This window comes from Salmonella sp. GDC200615 (assembly GCF_050574145.1).
In the GTDB taxonomy this organism is placed as follows: domain Bacteria; phylum Pseudomonadota; class Gammaproteobacteria; order Enterobacterales; family Enterobacteriaceae; genus Salmonella; species Salmonella enterica.
In genome coordinates, this window is sequence record NZ_CP192247.1 from 3,113,101 (window position 1) to 3,130,919 (window position 17,819).

Consider the following 17,819-nt stretch of genomic DNA (forward strand, 5'->3'; position numbering starts at 1 on the left):
CCAGTAACAACTCAACCGCTCCAACTTCCATAAAGAAAAGTATCTACAGTTTAAAGTCTAGTTTGGCATCCTTTATTTTCTCATAAACAGCCTGGCTTGGCGGTTTAGGAATTTTCGCGGTTTTTGCCGCCATTAACGCCGCCTGACAAAGCGCCGGATCGCCGCCCTCAGACGTAATGCTTTTTAATGAGCCATCCGGCGCCAGGCTAATATGCAAGACACATTGTTTGCCCTGATACAGGCTCGCATCATACAGACGGCTCTGAATGGCGACCTGAATCTGTTTCGCGTAGGCGCTGATATCAGCGCCTGTCGCCCCACCGTTAGCGCCCGATGTACCGCTATCTTTCGATGGCTGACCATTCCCTTTCGCGCCGCCGCCGGTTTTCGGCGCATTCTTACCCGAGCTGAGATCGCCAAGCAGATCGTCGACGCCTTCTGCGGCGGCCGCTTTTTCGGCAGCCGCTTTCTTCTTAGCGTCCGCCGCTGCTTTCGCCGCCGCGGCATCCGCTTTCTTCTTCGCCTCCGCCGCCGCTTTCGCCGCCTCGGCATCCGCTTTCTTCTTCGCCTCCGCCGCCGCTTTCGCCGCTTCGGCTTCCGCTTTCTTCTTCGCCTCCGCCGCCGCTTTCGCCGCTTCGGCTTCCGCTTTCTTCTTCGCGTCCGCTGCCGCTTTTACCGCCTCGGCTTCCGCTTTCTTCTTCGCGTCCGCCGCCGCTTTCGCCGCCTCGGCTTCCGCTTTCTTCTTCGCGTCCGCCGCCGCTTTCGCCGCTTCGGCCTCCGCTTTTTTCTTCGCGTCCGCCGCCGCTTTCGCCGCTTCTTCGACCTGTTGCTGCTGCTGTTGCGCCAGTTTTGCCGCTTCTTCAGCCTGCTTTTGCTGCTCCTGAGCCGCTAAACGTTCTTTCTCAAGTTGTTTCAACCGCTCCTGTTCGGCAGCCTGCTTCTGCTGCAGCTCCTCTGCTTGCTGCTGTTGCAGCTTTTTACGCTCTTCTTCCGCGCGTCTGGCGCTGGCCTGTTGATCCTGCTGACGGTTGTACTGCTGCACAACGGCGCCAGGATCGACCATCACCGCGTCGATAGCGGAACCACCGCCGCCGCCGGCAGAAGCCTCTATATGCTCATCAAACGAACTCCAGATCAGCACTGCAAATAAGATGATATGCAGCACGGCTGAAATAATTATCGCCCGTTTGAGCTTGTCGTTTTGTTCGGTTGCCTTTGACACTCTCGGTTCCCAAAAAACTGTTCGCCTGTTACTCGCCGTCTTTCAAGCCAACGGGACGCAGACTTCAGATTGGCTGCGTCATTAAGCCAACCGATTTTACGCCCGCGCTGTGTAACAAGTTCAGCGCTTTAATTATTTCATCGTACGGCACCTCTTTCGCGCCGCCGATTAAAAAGACTGTTTTCGGATTAGCCTGCAGATGACGCTTTACTTCTGCGATCACCTGTTCAGACGGCAGTTGATCCATTCGATCTTTATCAACCACTACGCTGTATTGCCCTACTCCGGAAACCTCAATAATGACCGGTGGATCGTCGTTACTACTGACCGCCTGCGACTGATTCGCCTCCGGCAAGTCGACCTCCACGCTCTGGGTAATGATCGGCGCGGTTGCCATAAAGATCAGCAGCAACACCAACAGTACGTCGAGTAGCGGTACAATATTGATTTCGGACTTAAGTTCGCGACGACCTCGTCCACGCGTTCTGGCCATGGCTTACCCCTTGTTGCTTTCGCTTACGGTAAACGCCTGGCGGTGCAGAATCGCGGTGAACTCTTCCATAAAGTTGTCGTAATTCAGTTCCAGCTTGTTCACGCGCTGATTCAGTCGGTTGTAAGCCATAACCGCAGGGATGGCGGCAAACAGACCAATCGCCGTGGCAATCAATGCTTCGGCAATACCCGGCGCAACCATTTGCAGAGTCGCCTGTTTCACCGCGCCCAGGGCGATAAACGCATGCATAATCCCCCATACGGTGCCAAACAGACCGATATAAGGACTGATTGAGCCTACCGTGCCAAGAAACGGGATATGCGTTTCCAGCGTTTCCAGCTCTCGGTTCATGGAGATGCGCATCGCACGCGACGCCCCCTCTACCACTGCCTCCGGCGCATGGCTGTTGGCGCGATGGAGCCGGACAAACTCTTTGAGCCCGCTATAAAAGATTTGTTCCGAGCCCGACAGACTATCGCGCCTCCCCTGGCTTTCCTGGTACAGACGTGATAGTTCGATTCCGGACCAGAATTTATCTTCAAACGCTTCCGCCTCACGCGCAGCGGCGTTCAGAATACGCGTTCGCTGGATAATGATGGCCCAGGATGCTATTGAAAAACCAATCAAAATCAACATGATAAGTTTAACCAGAAGGCTTGCCTTCAGGAACAAATCAAGGATATTCATGTCAGTCACTGCTTAAACTCCGCGACAATAGACTTAGGAAGCGCACAAGGCTTCATTTTGAGTGGATCAACGCAAAAAATCAGAACCTCTGCTTCATTTAGCAGCGTGTTCTCTGCGTTGACAATGCGTTGCGTGAAAACCAAAGCGGTGCCACGCATTGACGTAATTTCTGTTTGAACTTCAAGCATATCGTCGAGCCGCGCAGGCGCATAGTATTCCAGAGTCATCTTGCGCACCACAAAGGCGACCCGCTCCGCCAGCAGCACCTGTTGGCTGAAGTGATGGTGACGCAGCATCTCCGTGCGCGCTCTTTCATAAAAAGCGACATAGCTGGCGTGATAAACCACACCGCCGGCGTCCGTGTCTTCGTAATAAACTCGAATTGGCCATCGAAACATATACTTATTCATCCCTGCAGCCTCTTTATTGGCGTCATCCGCTTGCCGCCGTAATGCCTCAAGAATGCCGTTGTATATCGCCTTGTATTCACTTTATATCCCGGTAATGCAACAAAAGTAGAGCTTTTAAACGTTGCTACTATACGCGTGGGAATGAGGCTTGGGAATGGGGGAAGTTAAGGGAGAGTAAAAATATATGGGCTTATGCAAGCCCCTATATTTTTAAGGAGGTTTCTTATTCACAAGAAGAAGAAAATCAGGCCGACGATAAGGACGATATCCGCAAGGAGCGGACAAAAAATCCCTTGCCAGTGTACGGATTCAGGGCGAAAACCCACGCCGTGGATTATGCCTGCGCAAACCGCCCACATCAGCAATAATCCGTGCCAGATTTCAAGCGTGCTGGTCCTGGCGGCAAACCGTGACGGGTCCCAGAACATACATCCTGCCAGCACTATCGCCATCACAAAGGAAAGCGCCCTTAACGGGCGCTTGTCCATTACCGCATACAGTTTTGCGATAATATGGGTCATTAGCTTTCTTCTTGACCGGTTTTACCCGCTTCAACGTGCTCAAGCGCCAGGGCGGTAATGATCCCGAATGCACAGGCAAGAAGCGTTCCCAGAATCCATGCGAAATACCACATTTTAAGCTCCTTACTTAGTACAGAGAGTGGGTGTTGCTTTCAATATGTTCTTTAGTGATACGACCGAACATTTTCCAGTAACACCAGCTGGTGTAGATCAGAATGATCGGTACGAACACCGCCGCAACCCAGGTCATCAGGTTCAGTGTCATCTGGCTGGATGTCGCATCCCACATGGTCAGGCTGGCATTCATCATCGTGCTGGACGGCATCACAAATGGGAACATAGCGATACCCGCCGTCAGAATAATGCAGGCCAGGGTCAGCGAAGAGAACAGGAATGCCCACGCGCCTTTCTCCATACGGGAAGTCAGGATAGTCAGCAGCGGCAGAACCACGCCCAGAGCCGGAACCAACCACAGGATCGGAGCATTATTAAAGTTCACCAGCCAGGCGCCAGCTTCACGCGCCACTTCTTTAGTCAGCGGGTTAGAGGCGGCATGATGGTCAATCGCGGATGTCACGACATAACCATCAATACCATACATTACCCAAACGCCCGCCAGCGCAAAGCACACTAATGTCACCAGCGCCGCAATCTGCGAGGTGGCGCGCGCGCGCAGGTGCAGTTCGCCAACGGTGCGCATTTGCAGGTAAGTCGCCCCCTGCGTGATGATCATCCCTACGCTTACGATACCCGCCAGCAGACCAAACGGGTTCAGCAACTGGAAGAAGTTACCGGTGTAGTACAGACGCAGATACTCATCCACGTGGAACGGTACGCCCTGCAACAGGTTGCCAAAGGCCACGCCAATCACCAGCGGCGGCACAAAGCTACCGATGAACACGCCCCAGTCCCACATGTTGCGCCAGCGCGGGTCTTCAATCTTGGAACGGTAATCAAAACCGACCGGACGGAAGAACAAAGACGCCAGCACCAGGATCATCGCTACATAGAAACCGGAGAACGCCGCGGCGTAAACCATCGGCCAGGCAGCAAACAACGCACCGCCCGCGGTGATCAACCACACCTGGTTACCGTCCCAGTGCGGGGCGATAGAGTTAATCATAATTCGACGTTCGGTGTCGTTACGACCGAGGAAACGGGTGAGCATCCCCACCCCCATGTCGAACCCATCGGTGACAGCGAAACCAATTAGCAAAATGCCAACCAGCAGCCACCAGATAAAACGTAGTACTTCATAATCGATCATTTGACGACTCCTGTCTTAGCGTGCCGGCTGAGAAGTCACGGTGGACTGCTCAAAGTGATAGCGACCGGTTTTCAGGCTGCTTGGGCCAAGGCGTGCAAATTTGAACATCAGGAACAATTCTGCCACCAGGAACAGGGTATACAGGCCGCAAATCAGGAGCATGGAGAACAGCAGATCGCCTACGGTCAGCGATGAGTTCGCCACGGCTGTCGGCAACACTTCGCCGATCGCCCACGGCTGACGACCATACTCGGCGACGAACCAACCTGCTTCAACCGCAATCCACGGCAGTGGAATACCGTATAGCGCCGCGCGCAACAGCCATTTTTTCTCACCGATGCGGTTACGAATCACGCTCCAGAAGGAAAGTGCGATGATCGCCAGCAGCAGGAAGCCGCACGCCACCATGATACGGAAAGCGAAGTACAGCGGCGCAACGCGAGGAATGGAATCTTTCGTCGCTTGCTGGATCTGCGCTTCGGTCGCGTCAGTCACATTAGGCGTATAGCGTTTCAGCAGCAGGCCGTAACCGAGATCTTTCTTCATGCTGTTGAACTGGTCGCGAACGGCCTGGTCGGTAGAACCGGCGCGCAGCTGCTCCAGCAGTTCATAGGCTTTCATCCCGTTACGGATACGCTCTTCATGCTGAACCATGAGATCTTTCAGGCCAATAACCGGCGTGTCCACGGAACGCGTAGCGATAATACCGAGCGCATAAGGGATCTGAATCGCCAGATGGTTTTCCTGTTTGTCCTGGTCAGGAATACCGAACAAGGTAAAGGAGGCCGGAGCAAGTTGCGTTTCCCATTCAGCTTCAATCGCAGCGAGCTTGGTTTTCTGCACGTCGCCCATTTCGTAACCGGATTCGTCGCCGAGTACGATAACGGACAGTACGGCAGCCATACCGAAGCTGGCGGCAATAGCAAAGGAGCGTTTAGCAAAGGCGAAGTCACGACCTTTCAGCATGTAGTAAGCGCTGATACCGAGGATGAACATCGCGCCGGTGACATAGCCGGACGCCACAGTATGAACAAATTTCACCTGTGCTACCGGGTTCAGCACCAGTTCAGAGAAGCTCACCATTTCCATACGCATGGTTTCGAAATTGAAATCCGCAGCGATTGGGTTTTGCATCCAGCCGTTCGCTACCAGAATCCACAACGCGGAGAGGTTGGACCCCAGAGCCACCAGCCAGGTGACGCACATATGCTGAACTTTACTCAGACGATCCCAGCCGAAGAAGAACAGACCTACAAAGGTGGATTCGAGGAAGAAGGCCATCAAACCTTCGATGGCCAGCGGCGCACCGAAGATGTCCCCAACATAGTGGGAGTAGTACGACCAGTTTGTCCCGAACTGGAACTCCATGGTCAAACCGGTAGCCACACCCAGAGCAAAGTTGATACCAAACAACTTGCCCCAGAACTTGGTCATATCTTTATAAATCTGTTTGCCGGAAAGGACGTATACCGTTTCCATAATGGCCAGCAGGAACGCCATACCGAGCGTTAGCGGCACAAACAGGAAGTGGTACATCGCGGTCAAGGCAAACTGTAAGCGCGACAGTTCGACTATATCTAACATCATGACTCCTTGCTCATCGCATGAAGACTCCGAGAGTGAACCCCGTTAGAAAGGGTCACACGCATGCCCCAATACAAATTTATTTGCGGCCTCTCATCGTACTATCCCCTCGGGAAGGAAACAGTAATGATGAAAGGTTACAAACATGTTAATAAAAAACCCAAATTGATCCCGCAAATATATTACGCCGTAAAACCCTTACAATAAACAGGTTTTTAGTGGGTCAGATTTGCTTTTTTCGACAGCGATCAATTTATGGCTAATCTATCGCTTTTCAGGGAATTTGATCACGGACAATTTAACCAGTTTTGATGCTCTTTTCCAACATTTAAATATTGATTAAAATCAATTTTTGAAGTTAATGTTAATAATGTTTATTCATTGAATGCATGGTGAATTTTTTGTTAACTTTTTGTTTTTGCAAAGAGTAATTTCCAACCCCCTGTAAAAAGATGCTTATTCGATAAGGCTAAACATTTTGTGCGTTTTTTACTGCCCCGCATCCAGTAAAAAACATTCCACATTGATGTTCAATTATTGCTAAATAGCTCACAGATTTTTTCTGCAGGTTATCAACACTTATTATTTTATACATTTAGTCTATTTTTATTTTACTTATAATTAACACCGCAAAGAAACTATCTCATTGCACACGCGCCATCATCCCACCGGGATTACCCTGCCCCAACTTCCCTTTCCCGACGACTAACGGCCAGGATCATCTTGCCAGGTTATCGCCTTAATTATCGCTAATAAGCCTTCCAGATAGCCAGGATCAAACATTTTATTCGCTAATTTTTCTTTATTTCAACAACACCGTATTTACCTCTCCATAATTATTATAGCGAAGATTCTGTTATCACCTTCACAGATTTACCCTCAATTTCTACGTCACTCATAGTGATAATTCTGTTTATTCGCAGCCATAAATACCCTTTAGACATAATTAATCACGAACGAATAGTGCCAATAAGTTCTTAATAATTTTTAAAGTTAACCTCTTTTAACCAGCAAAAGTTCATATGATTTATTAAACGATACCTTTAATACTTCATGGAAATAATGTCGGTACTCTTATGATTAAAATAGCTGTTTTATTCTGCCATTAAACAAGCAGTCTGTGTAAGCGCGATACATCTGAGGAGACATGTAGTTCGCGCTCAGGCAAACATGCGCGGCCACAGAGTCAAGCGTCAATTTACTATAGAGGTTAGCGTCAACATAGTGTAATGCTGCGATGCGCTTTTTTCATGGCGGAAAGCGCATAATCCGTCTCCGATGAGGTCGGCAGGTCTTTCACTAAGACAGCATCTGTATTTGCTGCAAAAGAGTTAACCGGCAAACTGAGTAAATTTACTGCCGCTGCCAGACGGTTATTATCAATTATTTTTAGACTCCACCATGTTTTTTTAATGAGGCATCATTTTCCTATAGCTCAATATTTACAAAGCCAATAATTTTATATCCCGGATGCTTCACCCGTACTTTGCCACAAACAATAAAGCCATAAAAAAGGCCACCGTAAAGGTGGCCAACCATGTCGAAAACGGACATTTATCTGTTCCCGCAAGAACAGCGAGTTTTATTTTATAATTGCTTTCAGCGCTTCGCCGATATCGGCCAGGCTGCGAACGGTTTTCACGCCTGCGGCTTCCAGTGCGGCGAATTTTTCATCCGCAGTGCCTTTACCACCGGCAATGATGGCGCCAGCGTGGCCCATACGTTTGCCTTTCGGCGCGGTAACACCCGCGATATAGCCAACAACCGGCTTGGTCACGTGTTCTTTAATATAAGCAGCCGCTTCTTCTTCTGCGCTACCGCCGATCTCGCCGATCATCACGATCGCTTCAGTCTGCGGATCTTCCTGGAACAGTTTCAGGATGTCGATGAAGTTAGAGCCCGGAATCGGGTCGCCGCCGATACCCACGCAGGTGGACTGGCCGAAACCGTAGTCGGTGGTCTGCTTAACCGCTTCATAGGTCAGCGTGCCGGAACGGGAAACGATACCCACTTTACCCGGCTTATGAATGTGACCCGGCATGATGCCGATTTTGCATTCGCCCGGGGTGATCACACCTGGGCAGTTCGGGCCGATCATGCGTACGCCCGCTTCGTCCAGCTTCACTTTCACGGTCAGCATATCCAGCGTCGGAATACCTTCGGTGATGGTGATAATCAGTTTGATGCCTGCGTCGATCGCTTCCAGAATGGAGTCTTTGCAGAACGGCGCCGGCACGTAGATAGCGGATGCGGTCGCACCGGTGGCTTCTACCGCTTCGCGCACGGTGTTGAACACCGGCAGACCCAGATGCGTGGTGCCGCCTTTGCCCGGCGTTACGCCGCCGACCATTTGCGTACCGTAAGCAATCGCCTGTTCGGAGTGGAAAGTCCCCTGGCTACCGGTGAAGCCCTGGCAGATAACCTTGGTATCTTTATTAATTAAAACGGACATTATTTCCCCTCCACTGCGGCAACAACCTGCTGAGCTGCATCCGTCAGACTTTTCGCTGCAATAATATTCAGGCCACTGTCAGCCAGTTTCTTCGCGCCGAGTTCGGCGTTGTTGCCTTCCAGACGCACCACCACCGGAACGTTCACGCCCACTTCTTCCACCGCGCCGATGATACCGTCGGCAATCAGGTCACAACGGACGATACCGCCGAAGATGTTAACCAGAACCGCTTTCACGTTGTCATCCGAGAGGATGATTTTAAACGCTTCGGTGACGCGCTCTTTGGTTGCGCCGCCGCCCACGTCAAGGAAGTTAGCCGGTTCGCCGCCATGCAGCTTAACGATGTCCATGGTGCCCATCGCCAGGCCCGCGCCGTTCACCATGCAACCGATGTTGCCGTCCAGCGCGACGTAGTTCAGTTCCCACTGCGCCGCCTGCGCTTCACGCGGGTCTTCCTGAGACTGGTCACGCATTTCACGCAGATCCGGCTGGCGGAACAGCGCGTTGCCGTCAGCGCCCAGCTTGCCGTCGAGGCAAATCAGATCGCCCTGCTTAGTGATCACCAGCGGATTAATTTCGATTAGCGCCAGGTCGCGCTCAAGGAAAATGGTTGCCAGGCCCATAAAGATTTTGGTGAACTGCTGCACCAGTTTACCTTCCAGACCCAATTTGAACGCCAGTTCCCGTCCCTGATACGGCATCGGGCCGGTCAGCGGATCGAGCGCGACTTTATGGATCAGATGCGGGGTTTCCTCCGCGACTTTTTCGATCTCTACGCCGCCTTCGGTAGATGCCATAAAGACCACGCGACGAGAACTACGGTCAACCACCGCGCCGAGGTACAGTTCTTTGCCGATGTCGGTCGCCGCTTCAACCAGAATCTGGTTTACCGGTTGGCCATTAGCGTCTGTTTGATAGGTCACCAGACGTTTGCCCAGCCAGTTTTCCGCAAAGGCGCGAATCTCTTCTTTACTTTTTACTACCTTCACACCGCCCGCTTTGCCGCGGCCGCCAGCGTGAACCTGACATTTCACTACCCACGGGCCGGCACCGATTTTAGACGCGGCTTCTTCGGCTTCACGCGGAGTAGTACAGGCATAACCCACCGGCGCCGGTAAGCCATAGCGGGCAAAAAGTTGTTTTGCCTGATATTCATGTAAGTTCATGTGTTCTGTCCATCCTTCAGGTAATCGTTATCTTTAGACCTGTAGGCCTGAAAGCTGCGCGCCATCAGGCATTACACCATCGCCGGATGGCGGCGTGAACGCCTTATCCGGCCTACAGGTAGCAGGTGATGCTCTTGCTGACTACACGTCCAACAGCAGACGGGTCGGATCTTCCAGCAACTCTTTGATGGTGACCAGGAAGCCCACGGATTCGCGACCATCGATCAGGCGATGATCGTAAGAGAGCGCCAGGTACATCATCGGCAGGATTTCCACCTTGCCATCCACCGCCATCGGCCTGTCTTTAATAGCATGCATTCCCAGAATCGCGCTCTGCGGCGGGTTGATGATCGGGGTAGACATCAGCGAACCGAATACGCCGCCGTTGGTAATGGTAAAGTTACCGCCGGTCAGGTCTTCTACGGTCAGCTTGCCGTCGCGGCCTTTGACAGCCAGTTCTTTAATTTTTTTCTCAATGTCAGCCATGCCCAGCGTATCCACGTCACGCAGGACCGGCGTGACCAGGCCGCGCGGCGTAGACACCGCCATGCTCACATCAAAGTAGTTGTGGTACACCACGTCATCGCCGTCGATAGAGGCGTTCACTTCCGGATAACGCTTCAGCGCTTCCACTACCGCTTTCACGTAGAAGGACATAAAGCCCAGGCGGATACCATGACGTTTTTCAAACACTTCGCCATACTGCTTACGCAAATCCATAATCGGCTTCATGTTGACTTCATTGAAGGTCGTCAGCATGGCGGTAGAATTTTTCGCTTCCAGCAGACGCTCGGCCACGCGCTTGCGCAGGCGGGTCATTGGCACGCGTTTTTCGCCGCGCGCGCCCAGAGCGGGTTGTGCTGCAGGTTCAACAGCGGGTGCTTTAGACTCGCCTTTCGCCAGATGTTTTTCCACATCTTCACGGGTCAGACGCCCACCCACACCAGTGCCTTTAATGGCGCTGGCTTCCAGATTGTGTTCAGCCAGCAGGCGACGGATCGCCGGGCTGAGCGCATCGTTGTTTTGTTCTTCCAGCGACGCCTGCTGGCGCTGTGCCGGCGTAGACGCTTTCTCTTCAGATTTGGCGCTGGTCTCTTTACCCGCGCTGTTGCCTTCACGCAGGCGACCCAGGATCTGGCGAGAGGTGACAGTCGTCCCCTCCTCTTCCAGAACCGCATCCAGAATGCCGTCCGCTGATGCCGGTACTTCCAGTACCACTTTGTCAGTTTCGATTTCTACCAGCACTTCGTCACGAACAACCGCATCACCCGGTTTTTTATGCCAGGTGGCGACGGTCGCGTCCGCTACGGACTCAGGCAGGTCGGGAACAAGAATATCTACGCTACTCATTATTTATCCTTTATTTAATCGACGTTCAGCGCGTCATTAACCAGATCTTGTTGCTGTTTCTGGTGAACGGACATATACCCTACCGCCGGAGAGGCGGAGGCCGGGCGACCTGCATAACGCAGAGCGGCCCCAAACGGAATCACTTCACGGAAATGATGCTGACTGCAGTACCATGCGCCCTGGTTGAGCGGCTCTTCCTGGCACCAGACAAAATCATGGACGTGAGCGTATGGTTGCAGCGCTTCCTGCACCGCTTTATGCGGGAACGGATAGAGCTGTTCGATGCGCACGATAGCGACATCTTTCTGGTCGTTTTTGCGACGTTGTTCCAGCAGGTCGTAATAAACCTTACCAGAACACATTACCACGCGTTTTACGGCTTTAGGGTCCAGCTCGTCAATTTCGCTAATGGCCGGCTGGAAGGAACCGTTCGCCAGTTCATCAAGCGTGGAAACCGCCAGCGGGTGACGCAGCAGCGATTTCGGCGACATCACCACCAGCGGACGACGCATCCCGCGCAGCGCCTGACGGCGCAGCATATGGTAGACCTGCGCCGGGGTGGACGGCACGCAAACCTGCATATTCTGCTCGGCGCAAAGTTGCAGATAACGTTCCAGACGCGCGGAAGAGTGCTCCGGGCCCTGCCCTTCATAGCCATGCGGCAACAGCATCACCAGACCGCACATCCGGCCCCATTTCTGCTCGCCGGAGGAGATGAACTGGTCAATCACTACCTGCGCGCCGTTGGCAAAATCGCCAAACTGCGCTTCCCAGATAGTCAGGGTACGTGGTTCCGCCGTGGCATAACCGTATTCAAAAGCCAGTACCGCTTCTTCAGACAGCACGGAGTCCCAGACTTTAAACTGTCCCTGACCGCTGTGAATATGCTGCAACGGCGTATACGTTGAGCCGTTCGTCTGGTTGTGGATCACCGCATGACGATGGAAGAAGGTGCCGCGACCGGAGTCTTCCCCGGACAGGCGCACCGGAATGCCTTCATCGACCAGCGTGGCGTAAGCCAGATTTTCCGCACCGCCCCAGTCAAACAATTTCTCGCCTGCCGCCATTGCCTGACGGTCGCCATAAATTTTCGCCACGCGAGACTGCATTTCAATGGCTTCCGGCACGGTGCTGATACGTTTTGCCAGCTCCTGCAGACGCTTCATTTCTACCTTGTTCGGGTATGCTTCATCCCATTCGTGGTTTAGATACGGCGACCAGGTGAACGAGTGCATATTCATCGGACGCCACTCTTTCACCACGCATTCGCCTGCATCCAGCGCATCGCGATAGAGGTTAACCATTTCGGTGGCATCTTCCAGCGTCGCGACTTTGTCCGCTTCCAGCTTGTCGGCGTAGATTTTACGCGGCGTCGGATGCTTTTTGATTTTCTGGTACATCAGCGGCTGGGTTGCGCTTGGCTCGTCGGCTTCGTTGTGGCCGTGACGGCGGTAGCACACCAGATCGATGAACACATCGCGTTTAAAGGTGTTACGGAAGTCCAGCGCCAGACGGGTCACAAAAGCGACGGCTTCCGGATCGTCCGCATTGACGTGGAAAATCGGCGCCTGGACCATTTTACCGATATCGGTGCAGTAAGGCGTTGAACGCGCATCCAGTGGGTTAGAGGTGGTGAAGCCCACCTGGTTGTTGATAACGATACGTACCGTACCGCCCACTTCGTAACCGCGCGCTTTCGACATGTTCAGGGTTTCCTGAACCACGCCCTGGCCGGTCACCGCGGCGTCGCCGTGAATAGTGATCGGCAACACTTTGTTGCTGCTCGGTTCGTCCAGTCTGTCCAGACGGGCGCGCACGGAGCCCATCACCACCGGGCTCACAATTTCCAGATGCGATGGGTTAAACGCCAGCGCCAGGTGAACCAGACCGCCTTCGGTTTCGATATCTGACGAGAAGCCCATGTGATACTTCACGTCGCCGGTACCCAGATGTTCTTTATGCTTACCGGCAAATTCGTCGAACAGATCCTGCGGTTTTTTACCCAGTACGTTGATCAGCACGTTCAGGCGACCGCGGTGCGCCATCCCCAGCACCACTTCGCGAGTGCCGCTGTTACCCGCATGGCGAACCATCTCTTTCAGCATGGGTATCAGCGCATCTCCCCCCTCGAGCGAGAAACGTTTCGCACCCGGGAATTTGGCACCCAGATAACGTTCTAGCCCTTCAGCGGCGGTCAGTTCGTTCAGGAAGCGTTTTTTCTCGTCAGCGCTAAAGGCCGCACGACCGGATTCGATGCGCTGTTGGATCCAGCGTTTCTCTTCGGTGCTGGTGATGTGCATATACTCAGCGCCAATCGGGCCGCAGTAGGTCTGTTTGAGCGCGTCGAGCAGCTCGCCCAGCTTCATCGTCTCTTTGCCGCTGGCAAAGGAGCCGACATTGAAGGTTTCCTGGAAATCGGCCTCGGTCAAATCATGGAAAGAAGGGTCCAGATCCGCCACGCGTTCTTGTTTCCACAGACCCAGCGGATCGAGGTTTGCATGCTGATGGCCACGGAAACGATAAGCGTTAATAAGCTGCAGGACTTTAACCTGCTTCACATTGGTGTCAGGGTCGGAAATCGTAGAAGAGTGACGTGAGCCAGCCAACGCCTGCCGCCGGAAATATTCACGTGTTTTTGAATGGAGTTGATCCGGTTTGACTCCGGTACCAGGTAACTGCTGGAACGTCAAACGCCAGTTAGCGTCTACCGAGTCAGGATCGGTTAAAAAGTCTTCATAGAGCTGTTCTATCCAGCTCTGATTCGAACCAGAGAGGTAAGAAGAGTCCAACCAGGCTTTCAAAGCGCTGTTCTGCATCGTGATCCCTTAAGCATCTTTTCTGCTTATTTAATACTCTAAATAGGTCACGTTTCAGGAAGGCGGCAAGCTTGCAAATCCCTGGGAGCTTACATCCAGTAAGTGACCGGGGTGAGCAAGTGCAGCCAACGCACATGCAACGTGAACTATGACGAGTATTTCGCCGTGGATACTAACCACGCATACGCTGTATGCGTGCCGGGGTTCACTTGTTGCGGACTGTCGTGTCATCTGCGTCCGCTAAGGAACCTTTAAAAACTGTCTAATAATCTTCGCTGTTCAGGCTACGACTGCGTTGCGGCCTTCGCTCACTCCGGTCACATAGTTAACTATGCTCCCGAAGATTCGTTCAGACCGCGCCTTGTCTCGCTCTGAACATCTCGATTATTACTAATCATATGGCAGTTTTTAGAGGTTTCCTGCACTTCTATTGCCTGATGGCGCTGCGCTTATCAGGCCTACGGGGTTGCGCCTGTAGGCCTGATAAGACGGTACATCGCCATCCGGCAACCACTACAACTACTTATGCGCTACGCTGCAACAGCATCGACTTAATATGGCCGATAGCGCGCGTCGGGTTTAGTCCCTTAGGACATACACTGACGCAGTTCATAATGCTGTGACAGCGGAATACGCTGAATGCATCGCTCATCCCTTCCAGACGACTGTCGGTCTCGGTATCACGACTATCGATCAGGAATCGATACGCCGCGAGCAGCCCCGCCGGACCGATAAACTTATCCGGGTTCCACCAGAATGACGGGCAGGATGTTGAGCAACAGGCGCAAAGAATACATTCATACAGCCCATCGAGTTTTTCACGCTGCTCCGGCATCTGCAGATGCTCACGAGCCGGTGGATTTTGCCCATTATTCAATAAGTAAGGCTTAATCTTCTCATATTGTGCGTAGAATTGCCCCATGTCTACCACCAAATCGCGGATCACCGGCAAACCGGGCAGCGGGCGAATCACAATCTTCTTACCCGGCTGAGTCAGCGCCGAAATAGGGGTAATACAGGCCAGACCATTCTTACCGTTCATATTCAAACCATCAGAACCGCACACACCTTCGCGGCAGGAACGACGGAAAGAAAGGCTGGGATCTTTTTCTTTAAGCTGGATTAACGCATCCAGCAGCATCATGTCGCGCCCTTCTTCGCCTTCCAGGGTGTAATCCTGCATACGCGGAGCGTTATCGACATCCGGGTTATAACGATAAATCGAAAATTCGAGTTTCATCATCCTGTCTCCGCAATTAATAAGTACGAATCTTCGGCGGGAACGCCGGACGCAGTTTCGGCTCCATATTGACGCTTCGGCGCGTCATGGATTCCGTTTGCGGCTGATACAGGGTATGACACAACCAGTTGGCATCATCACGCTCCGGGAAATCGAAGCGGCTATGCGCGCCGCGGCTTTCCGTTCGGAAGTTGGCTGATACGGCAGTGGCGTAGGCGGTTTCCATCAGGTTATCCAGCTCCAGACACTCAACACGCTGGGTATTAAACTCGCTGGACGTGTCATCCAGACGGGCGTTTTTCAGACGCTCGCGGATCACTTTCAACTGCTCAAGCCCTTTCGCCATCGCGTCGCCTTCACGGAATACGGAGAAGTTATGCTGCATACACTCCTGCAACGCTTTGCGGATAGCCACCGGATCTTCGCCATTGCGGTTATTGTTCCAGCGATTCAGGCGCTCCAGAGAACCTTCAACGTCAGACTCGCTGGCGTCGCGCAGCACGCCCTGCTCGGCGATGGATTCCTGTAAATGCAGCCCCGCCGCGCGGCCAAAGACCACCAGATCCAGCAGTGAGTTACCGCCCAGACGGTTGGCGCCGTGAACCGATACACAGGCGATTTCGCCTACCGCAAACAGCCCCGGAATGACCACGTCTTCGCCCTGCTCGTTCACGGTCAGCGCCTGACCGGTCACTTTAGTCGGAATACCGCCCATCATGTAGTGGCAGGTCGGGATAACCGGAATCGGCTCTTTCACCGGGTCAACGTGGGCGAAAGTACGGGACAGCTCCAGGATACCCGGCAGGCGAGATTCCAGCACCTCTTTACCCAGGTGATCCAGTTTCAGTTTAGCGTGCGGCCCCCACGGACCATCACAGCCGCGGCCTTCACGGATTTCGATCATGATGGAACGCGCCACCACGTCACGACCCGCCAGGTCTTTGGCATTCGGCGCATAACGCTCCATAAAGCGCTCGCCGTGTTTGTTCAGCAGGTAACCGCCTTCGCCGCGGCAGCCTTCTGTCACCAGCACGCCCGCCCCGGCGATGCCGGTCGGGTGGAACTGCCACATTTCCATGTCCTGCACCGGGACACCGGCACGCAGCGCCATACCGACACCGTCACCGGTGTTGATGTGAGCGTTGGTGGTGGACTGGTAGATACGGCCTGCGCCGCCGGTCGCCAGCACCGTCGCGCGGGCTTTGAAGTACACCACTTCACCGGTTTCGATGCACAGTGCGGTACACCCCACCACCGCGCCATCCTGGTTTTTCACCAGATCCAGCGCATACCATTCGGAGAAAATCGTGGTGTGGTTTTTCAAATTCTGTTGATACAACGTGTGCAGCAAGGCGTGACCGGTACGGTCAGCCGCCGCCGCGGTACGTGCCGCCTGCTCGCCGCCAAAGTTTTTCGACTGGCCGCCGAACGGGCGCTGATAGATACGTCCATCATCAAGACGGGAGAACGGTAGCCCCATGTGCTCCAGTTCCAGAATCGCTTCCGGTCCGGTCTTACACATATATTCGATAGCATCCTGGTCACCAATGTAGTCCGACCCTTTTACGGTATCGTACATGTGCCATTCCCAGTTATCTTCATGGGTATTGCCGAGCGCCACGGTGATACCGCCCTGCGCGGAAACGGTATGGGAACGGGTCGGGAAGACTTTCGAGAGCAGCGCACAGGTTTGGCCGCTCTGGGAAATTTGCAGCGCCGCGCGCATACCTGCGCCACCGGCACCAATCACAACAGCATCAAATTCTCTGACTGGCAGTTTCATTACACACCCCACACCACAACAAATCCATAGATGACGTAAACCACCAGCGCAACAACAATAACGAGTTGCAGTATCAGACGCACTGCCAGTGGTTTAACGTAGTCGGTTAACACCTGCCACATGCCGATCCAGGCATGAATCAAGATGGAAAAAAGCGCCAGCAGGGTGAAGACTTTGGTGAAGGCCGATGAGAAGAAACCGGTCCAGGCTTCAAAGGTCAGTTCGCCACTCGTGGCGAAAAAACCCACCATGTAGATGATGTATAACGTCAGAACGATAGCGGTAGCACGGACCAGGATGAAGTCATGTACGCCATTGCGTCCTAATGCGGAGGCGTTGCTTACCATACGAGGACTCCTGCGAGAAGTGAAAGCACGACAGTGATAACAAAAGAGATTTTGGCAGAGCGTTGACCCGCTTCGAATGTTTCTTCCAGATAGCCAAAATCCATTAACATGTGACGAATTCCCACGATGACGTGATACGCCAGCGCGGTAAGGATGCCCCACATGATAAATTTAACGATGAAGCCGTCCATGATATCGGCGGCCTGCTGGAATCCTTCCGGAGAAGAGAGGCTGGTGCCCAGTAGCCACAGTAGTATGCCGACGGCGATGAAAGTAATCACACCGGATACGCGATGGAGAATGGACGCTATCGCTGTGATGGGGAACCGAATCGTTTGTAGATCCAGATTGACAGGTCTTTGTTTTTTCACATTTCTTATCATGAATAACGCCCACATGCTGTTCTTATTATTCCCTTAAGACTTCGGTTACAGAGGTGAATCTACCTGTAGCCAGAAAGACGACGGGATTTCCTTCCTCC

At 53.1% G+C, this 17,819-nt stretch carries 16 protein-coding genes; all 16 read right to left on the bottom strand.

Going from position 1 to position 17,819, the window contains the following annotated elements; translation table 11 throughout:
• Positions 1-43: 43 nt before the first annotated feature.
• The 16 genes from tolA to sdhC all read right to left on the bottom strand — a co-directional run bounded on the left by tolA (position 44) and on the right by sdhC (position 17,736).
• Positions 44-1,222, bottom strand: a complete 1,179-nt coding sequence (gene tolA, locus ACQ29O_RS15065) for a cell envelope integrity protein TolA (protein WP_000030606.1) — start codon at positions 1,220-1,222, stop codon at positions 44-46.
• A gap of 64 nt (positions 1,223-1,286) precedes the next feature.
• Entirely contained in the window at positions 1,287-1,715 is a 429-nt protein-coding gene (tolR, locus tag ACQ29O_RS15070) for a colicin uptake protein TolR (RefSeq protein WP_000124676.1), read from the bottom strand.
• Positions 1,716-1,718: 3 nt separating this feature from the next.
• Positions 1,719-2,411 carry a Tol-Pal system protein TolQ gene (gene tolQ / locus ACQ29O_RS15075; protein ID WP_020937069.1) on the bottom strand — a complete coding sequence of 231 codons (693 nt, stop codon included), beginning with the start codon at positions 2,409-2,411 and terminating at the stop codon, positions 1,719-1,721.
• On the bottom strand, positions 2,408-2,812 hold the full coding sequence (gene ybgC / locus ACQ29O_RS15080) for a tol-pal system-associated acyl-CoA thioesterase (protein ID WP_024143604.1): 405 nt from the start codon (positions 2,810-2,812) through the stop codon (positions 2,408-2,410). Before ybgC ends, tolQ begins: the two co-directional genes overlap by 4 nt.
• A 227-nt stretch (positions 2,813-3,039) precedes the next feature.
• A complete protein-coding gene (gene ybgE / locus ACQ29O_RS15085; protein WP_000148790.1) occupies positions 3,040-3,333 on the bottom strand; it encodes a cyd operon protein YbgE in 294 nt (97 codons plus the stop codon).
• Positions 3,333-3,446, bottom strand: coding sequence for a cytochrome bd-I oxidase subunit CydX (gene cydX, locus ACQ29O_RS15090; RefSeq protein ID WP_000270278.1), 114 nt, complete (start codon positions 3,444-3,446; stop codon positions 3,333-3,335). The genes ybgE and cydX overlap by 1 nt, the downstream gene beginning before the upstream one ends.
• Before the next feature lie 14 nt (positions 3,447-3,460).
• Positions 3,461-4,600 carry a cytochrome d ubiquinol oxidase subunit II gene (gene cydB / locus ACQ29O_RS15095; protein ID WP_000568258.1) on the bottom strand — a complete coding sequence of 380 codons (1,140 nt, stop codon included), beginning with the start codon at positions 4,598-4,600 and terminating at the stop codon, positions 3,461-3,463.
• A gap of 15 nt (positions 4,601-4,615) precedes the next feature.
• Positions 4,616-6,184, bottom strand: coding sequence for a cytochrome ubiquinol oxidase subunit I (gene cydA / locus ACQ29O_RS15100; RefSeq protein WP_000884366.1), 1,569 nt, complete (start codon positions 6,182-6,184; stop codon positions 4,616-4,618).
• 1,582 nt (positions 6,185-7,766) lie between these two features.
• On the bottom strand, positions 7,767-8,636 hold the full coding sequence (gene sucD, locus ACQ29O_RS15105) for a succinate--CoA ligase subunit alpha (RefSeq protein ID WP_000114630.1): 870 nt from the start codon (positions 8,634-8,636) through the stop codon (positions 7,767-7,769).
• Positions 8,636-9,802, bottom strand: a complete 1,167-nt coding sequence (gene sucC / locus ACQ29O_RS15110) for an ADP-forming succinate--CoA ligase subunit beta (RefSeq protein ID WP_001048590.1) — start codon at positions 9,800-9,802, stop codon at positions 8,636-8,638. Before sucC ends, sucD begins: the two co-directional genes overlap by 1 nt.
• Before the next feature lie 141 nt (positions 9,803-9,943).
• Positions 9,944-11,152, bottom strand: a complete 1,209-nt coding sequence (odhB, locus tag ACQ29O_RS15115) for a 2-oxoglutarate dehydrogenase complex dihydrolipoyllysine-residue succinyltransferase (protein WP_000099858.1) — start codon at positions 11,150-11,152, stop codon at positions 9,944-9,946.
• Positions 11,153-11,166: 14 nt separating this feature from the next.
• Complete coding sequence (gene sucA, locus ACQ29O_RS15120; RefSeq protein ID WP_045161201.1) at positions 11,167-13,968, bottom strand: 2-oxoglutarate dehydrogenase E1 component; 2,802 nt, start codon at positions 13,966-13,968, stop codon at positions 11,167-11,169.
• Between the two features lie 523 nt (positions 13,969-14,491).
• Complete coding sequence (sdhB, locus tag ACQ29O_RS15125) at positions 14,492-15,208, bottom strand: succinate dehydrogenase iron-sulfur subunit SdhB (RefSeq protein ID WP_001537859.1); 717 nt, start codon at positions 15,206-15,208, stop codon at positions 14,492-14,494.
• A gap of 16 nt (positions 15,209-15,224) precedes the next feature.
• On the bottom strand, positions 15,225-16,991 hold the full coding sequence (gene sdhA / locus ACQ29O_RS15130) for a succinate dehydrogenase flavoprotein subunit (protein ID WP_000775561.1): 1,767 nt from the start codon (positions 16,989-16,991) through the stop codon (positions 15,225-15,227).
• The gene (gene sdhD, locus ACQ29O_RS15135; protein ID WP_000254356.1) at positions 16,991-17,338 is read right to left on the bottom strand and encodes a succinate dehydrogenase membrane anchor subunit; all 348 of its coding nucleotides are present in this window, start codon (positions 17,336-17,338) and stop codon (positions 16,991-16,993) included. Before sdhD ends, sdhA begins: the two co-directional genes overlap by 1 nt.
• Positions 17,332-17,736, bottom strand: a complete 405-nt coding sequence (sdhC, locus tag ACQ29O_RS15140) for a succinate dehydrogenase cytochrome b556 subunit (protein ID WP_000263340.1) — start codon at positions 17,734-17,736, stop codon at positions 17,332-17,334. Before sdhC ends, sdhD begins: the two co-directional genes overlap by 7 nt.
• Between the last annotated feature and the right edge of the window lie 83 nt (positions 17,737-17,819).

Bases quoted from the DNA above. Each gene is read 5' to 3' on its own strand.
- tolR (WP_000124676.1), bottom strand. From the start codon at position 1,715: ATGGCCAGAACGCGTGGACGAGGTCGTCGCGAACTTAAGTCCGAAATC.
- ybgC (WP_024143604.1), bottom strand. From the start codon at position 2,812: ATGAATAAGTATATGTTTCGATGGCCAATTCGAGTTTATTACGAAGAC.
- ybgE (WP_000148790.1), bottom strand. From the start codon at position 3,333: ATGACCCATATTATCGCAAAACTGTATGCGGTAATGGACAAGCGCCCG.
- cydX (WP_000270278.1), bottom strand. From the start codon at position 3,446: ATGTGGTATTTCGCATGGATTCTGGGAACGCTTCTTGCCTGTGCATTC.
- cydB (WP_000568258.1), bottom strand. From the start codon at position 4,600: ATGATCGATTATGAAGTACTACGTTTTATCTGGTGGCTGCTGGTTGGC.
- cydA (WP_000884366.1), bottom strand. From the start codon at position 6,184: ATGTTAGATATAGTCGAACTGTCGCGCTTACAGTTTGCCTTGACCGCG.
- sucD (WP_000114630.1), bottom strand. From the start codon at position 8,636: ATGTCCGTTTTAATTAATAAAGATACCAAGGTTATCTGCCAGGGCTTC.
- sucC (WP_001048590.1), bottom strand. From the start codon at position 9,802: ATGAACTTACATGAATATCAGGCAAAACAACTTTTTGCCCGCTATGGC.
- odhB (WP_000099858.1), bottom strand. From the start codon at position 11,152: ATGAGTAGCGTAGATATTCTTGTTCCCGACCTGCCTGAGTCCGTAGCG.
- sucA (WP_045161201.1), bottom strand. From the start codon at position 13,968: ATGCAGAACAGCGCTTTGAAAGCCTGGTTGGACTCTTCTTACCTCTCT.
- sdhB (WP_001537859.1), bottom strand. From the start codon at position 15,208: ATGAAACTCGAATTTTCGATTTATCGTTATAACCCGGATGTCGATAAC.
- sdhA (WP_000775561.1), bottom strand. From the start codon at position 16,991: ATGAAACTGCCAGTCAGAGAATTTGATGCTGTTGTGATTGGTGCCGGT.
- sdhD (WP_000254356.1), bottom strand. From the start codon at position 17,338: ATGGTAAGCAACGCCTCCGCATTAGGACGCAATGGCGTACATGACTTC.
- sdhC (WP_000263340.1), bottom strand. From the start codon at position 17,736: ATGTGGGCGTTATTCATGATAAGAAATGTGAAAAAACAAAGACCTGTC.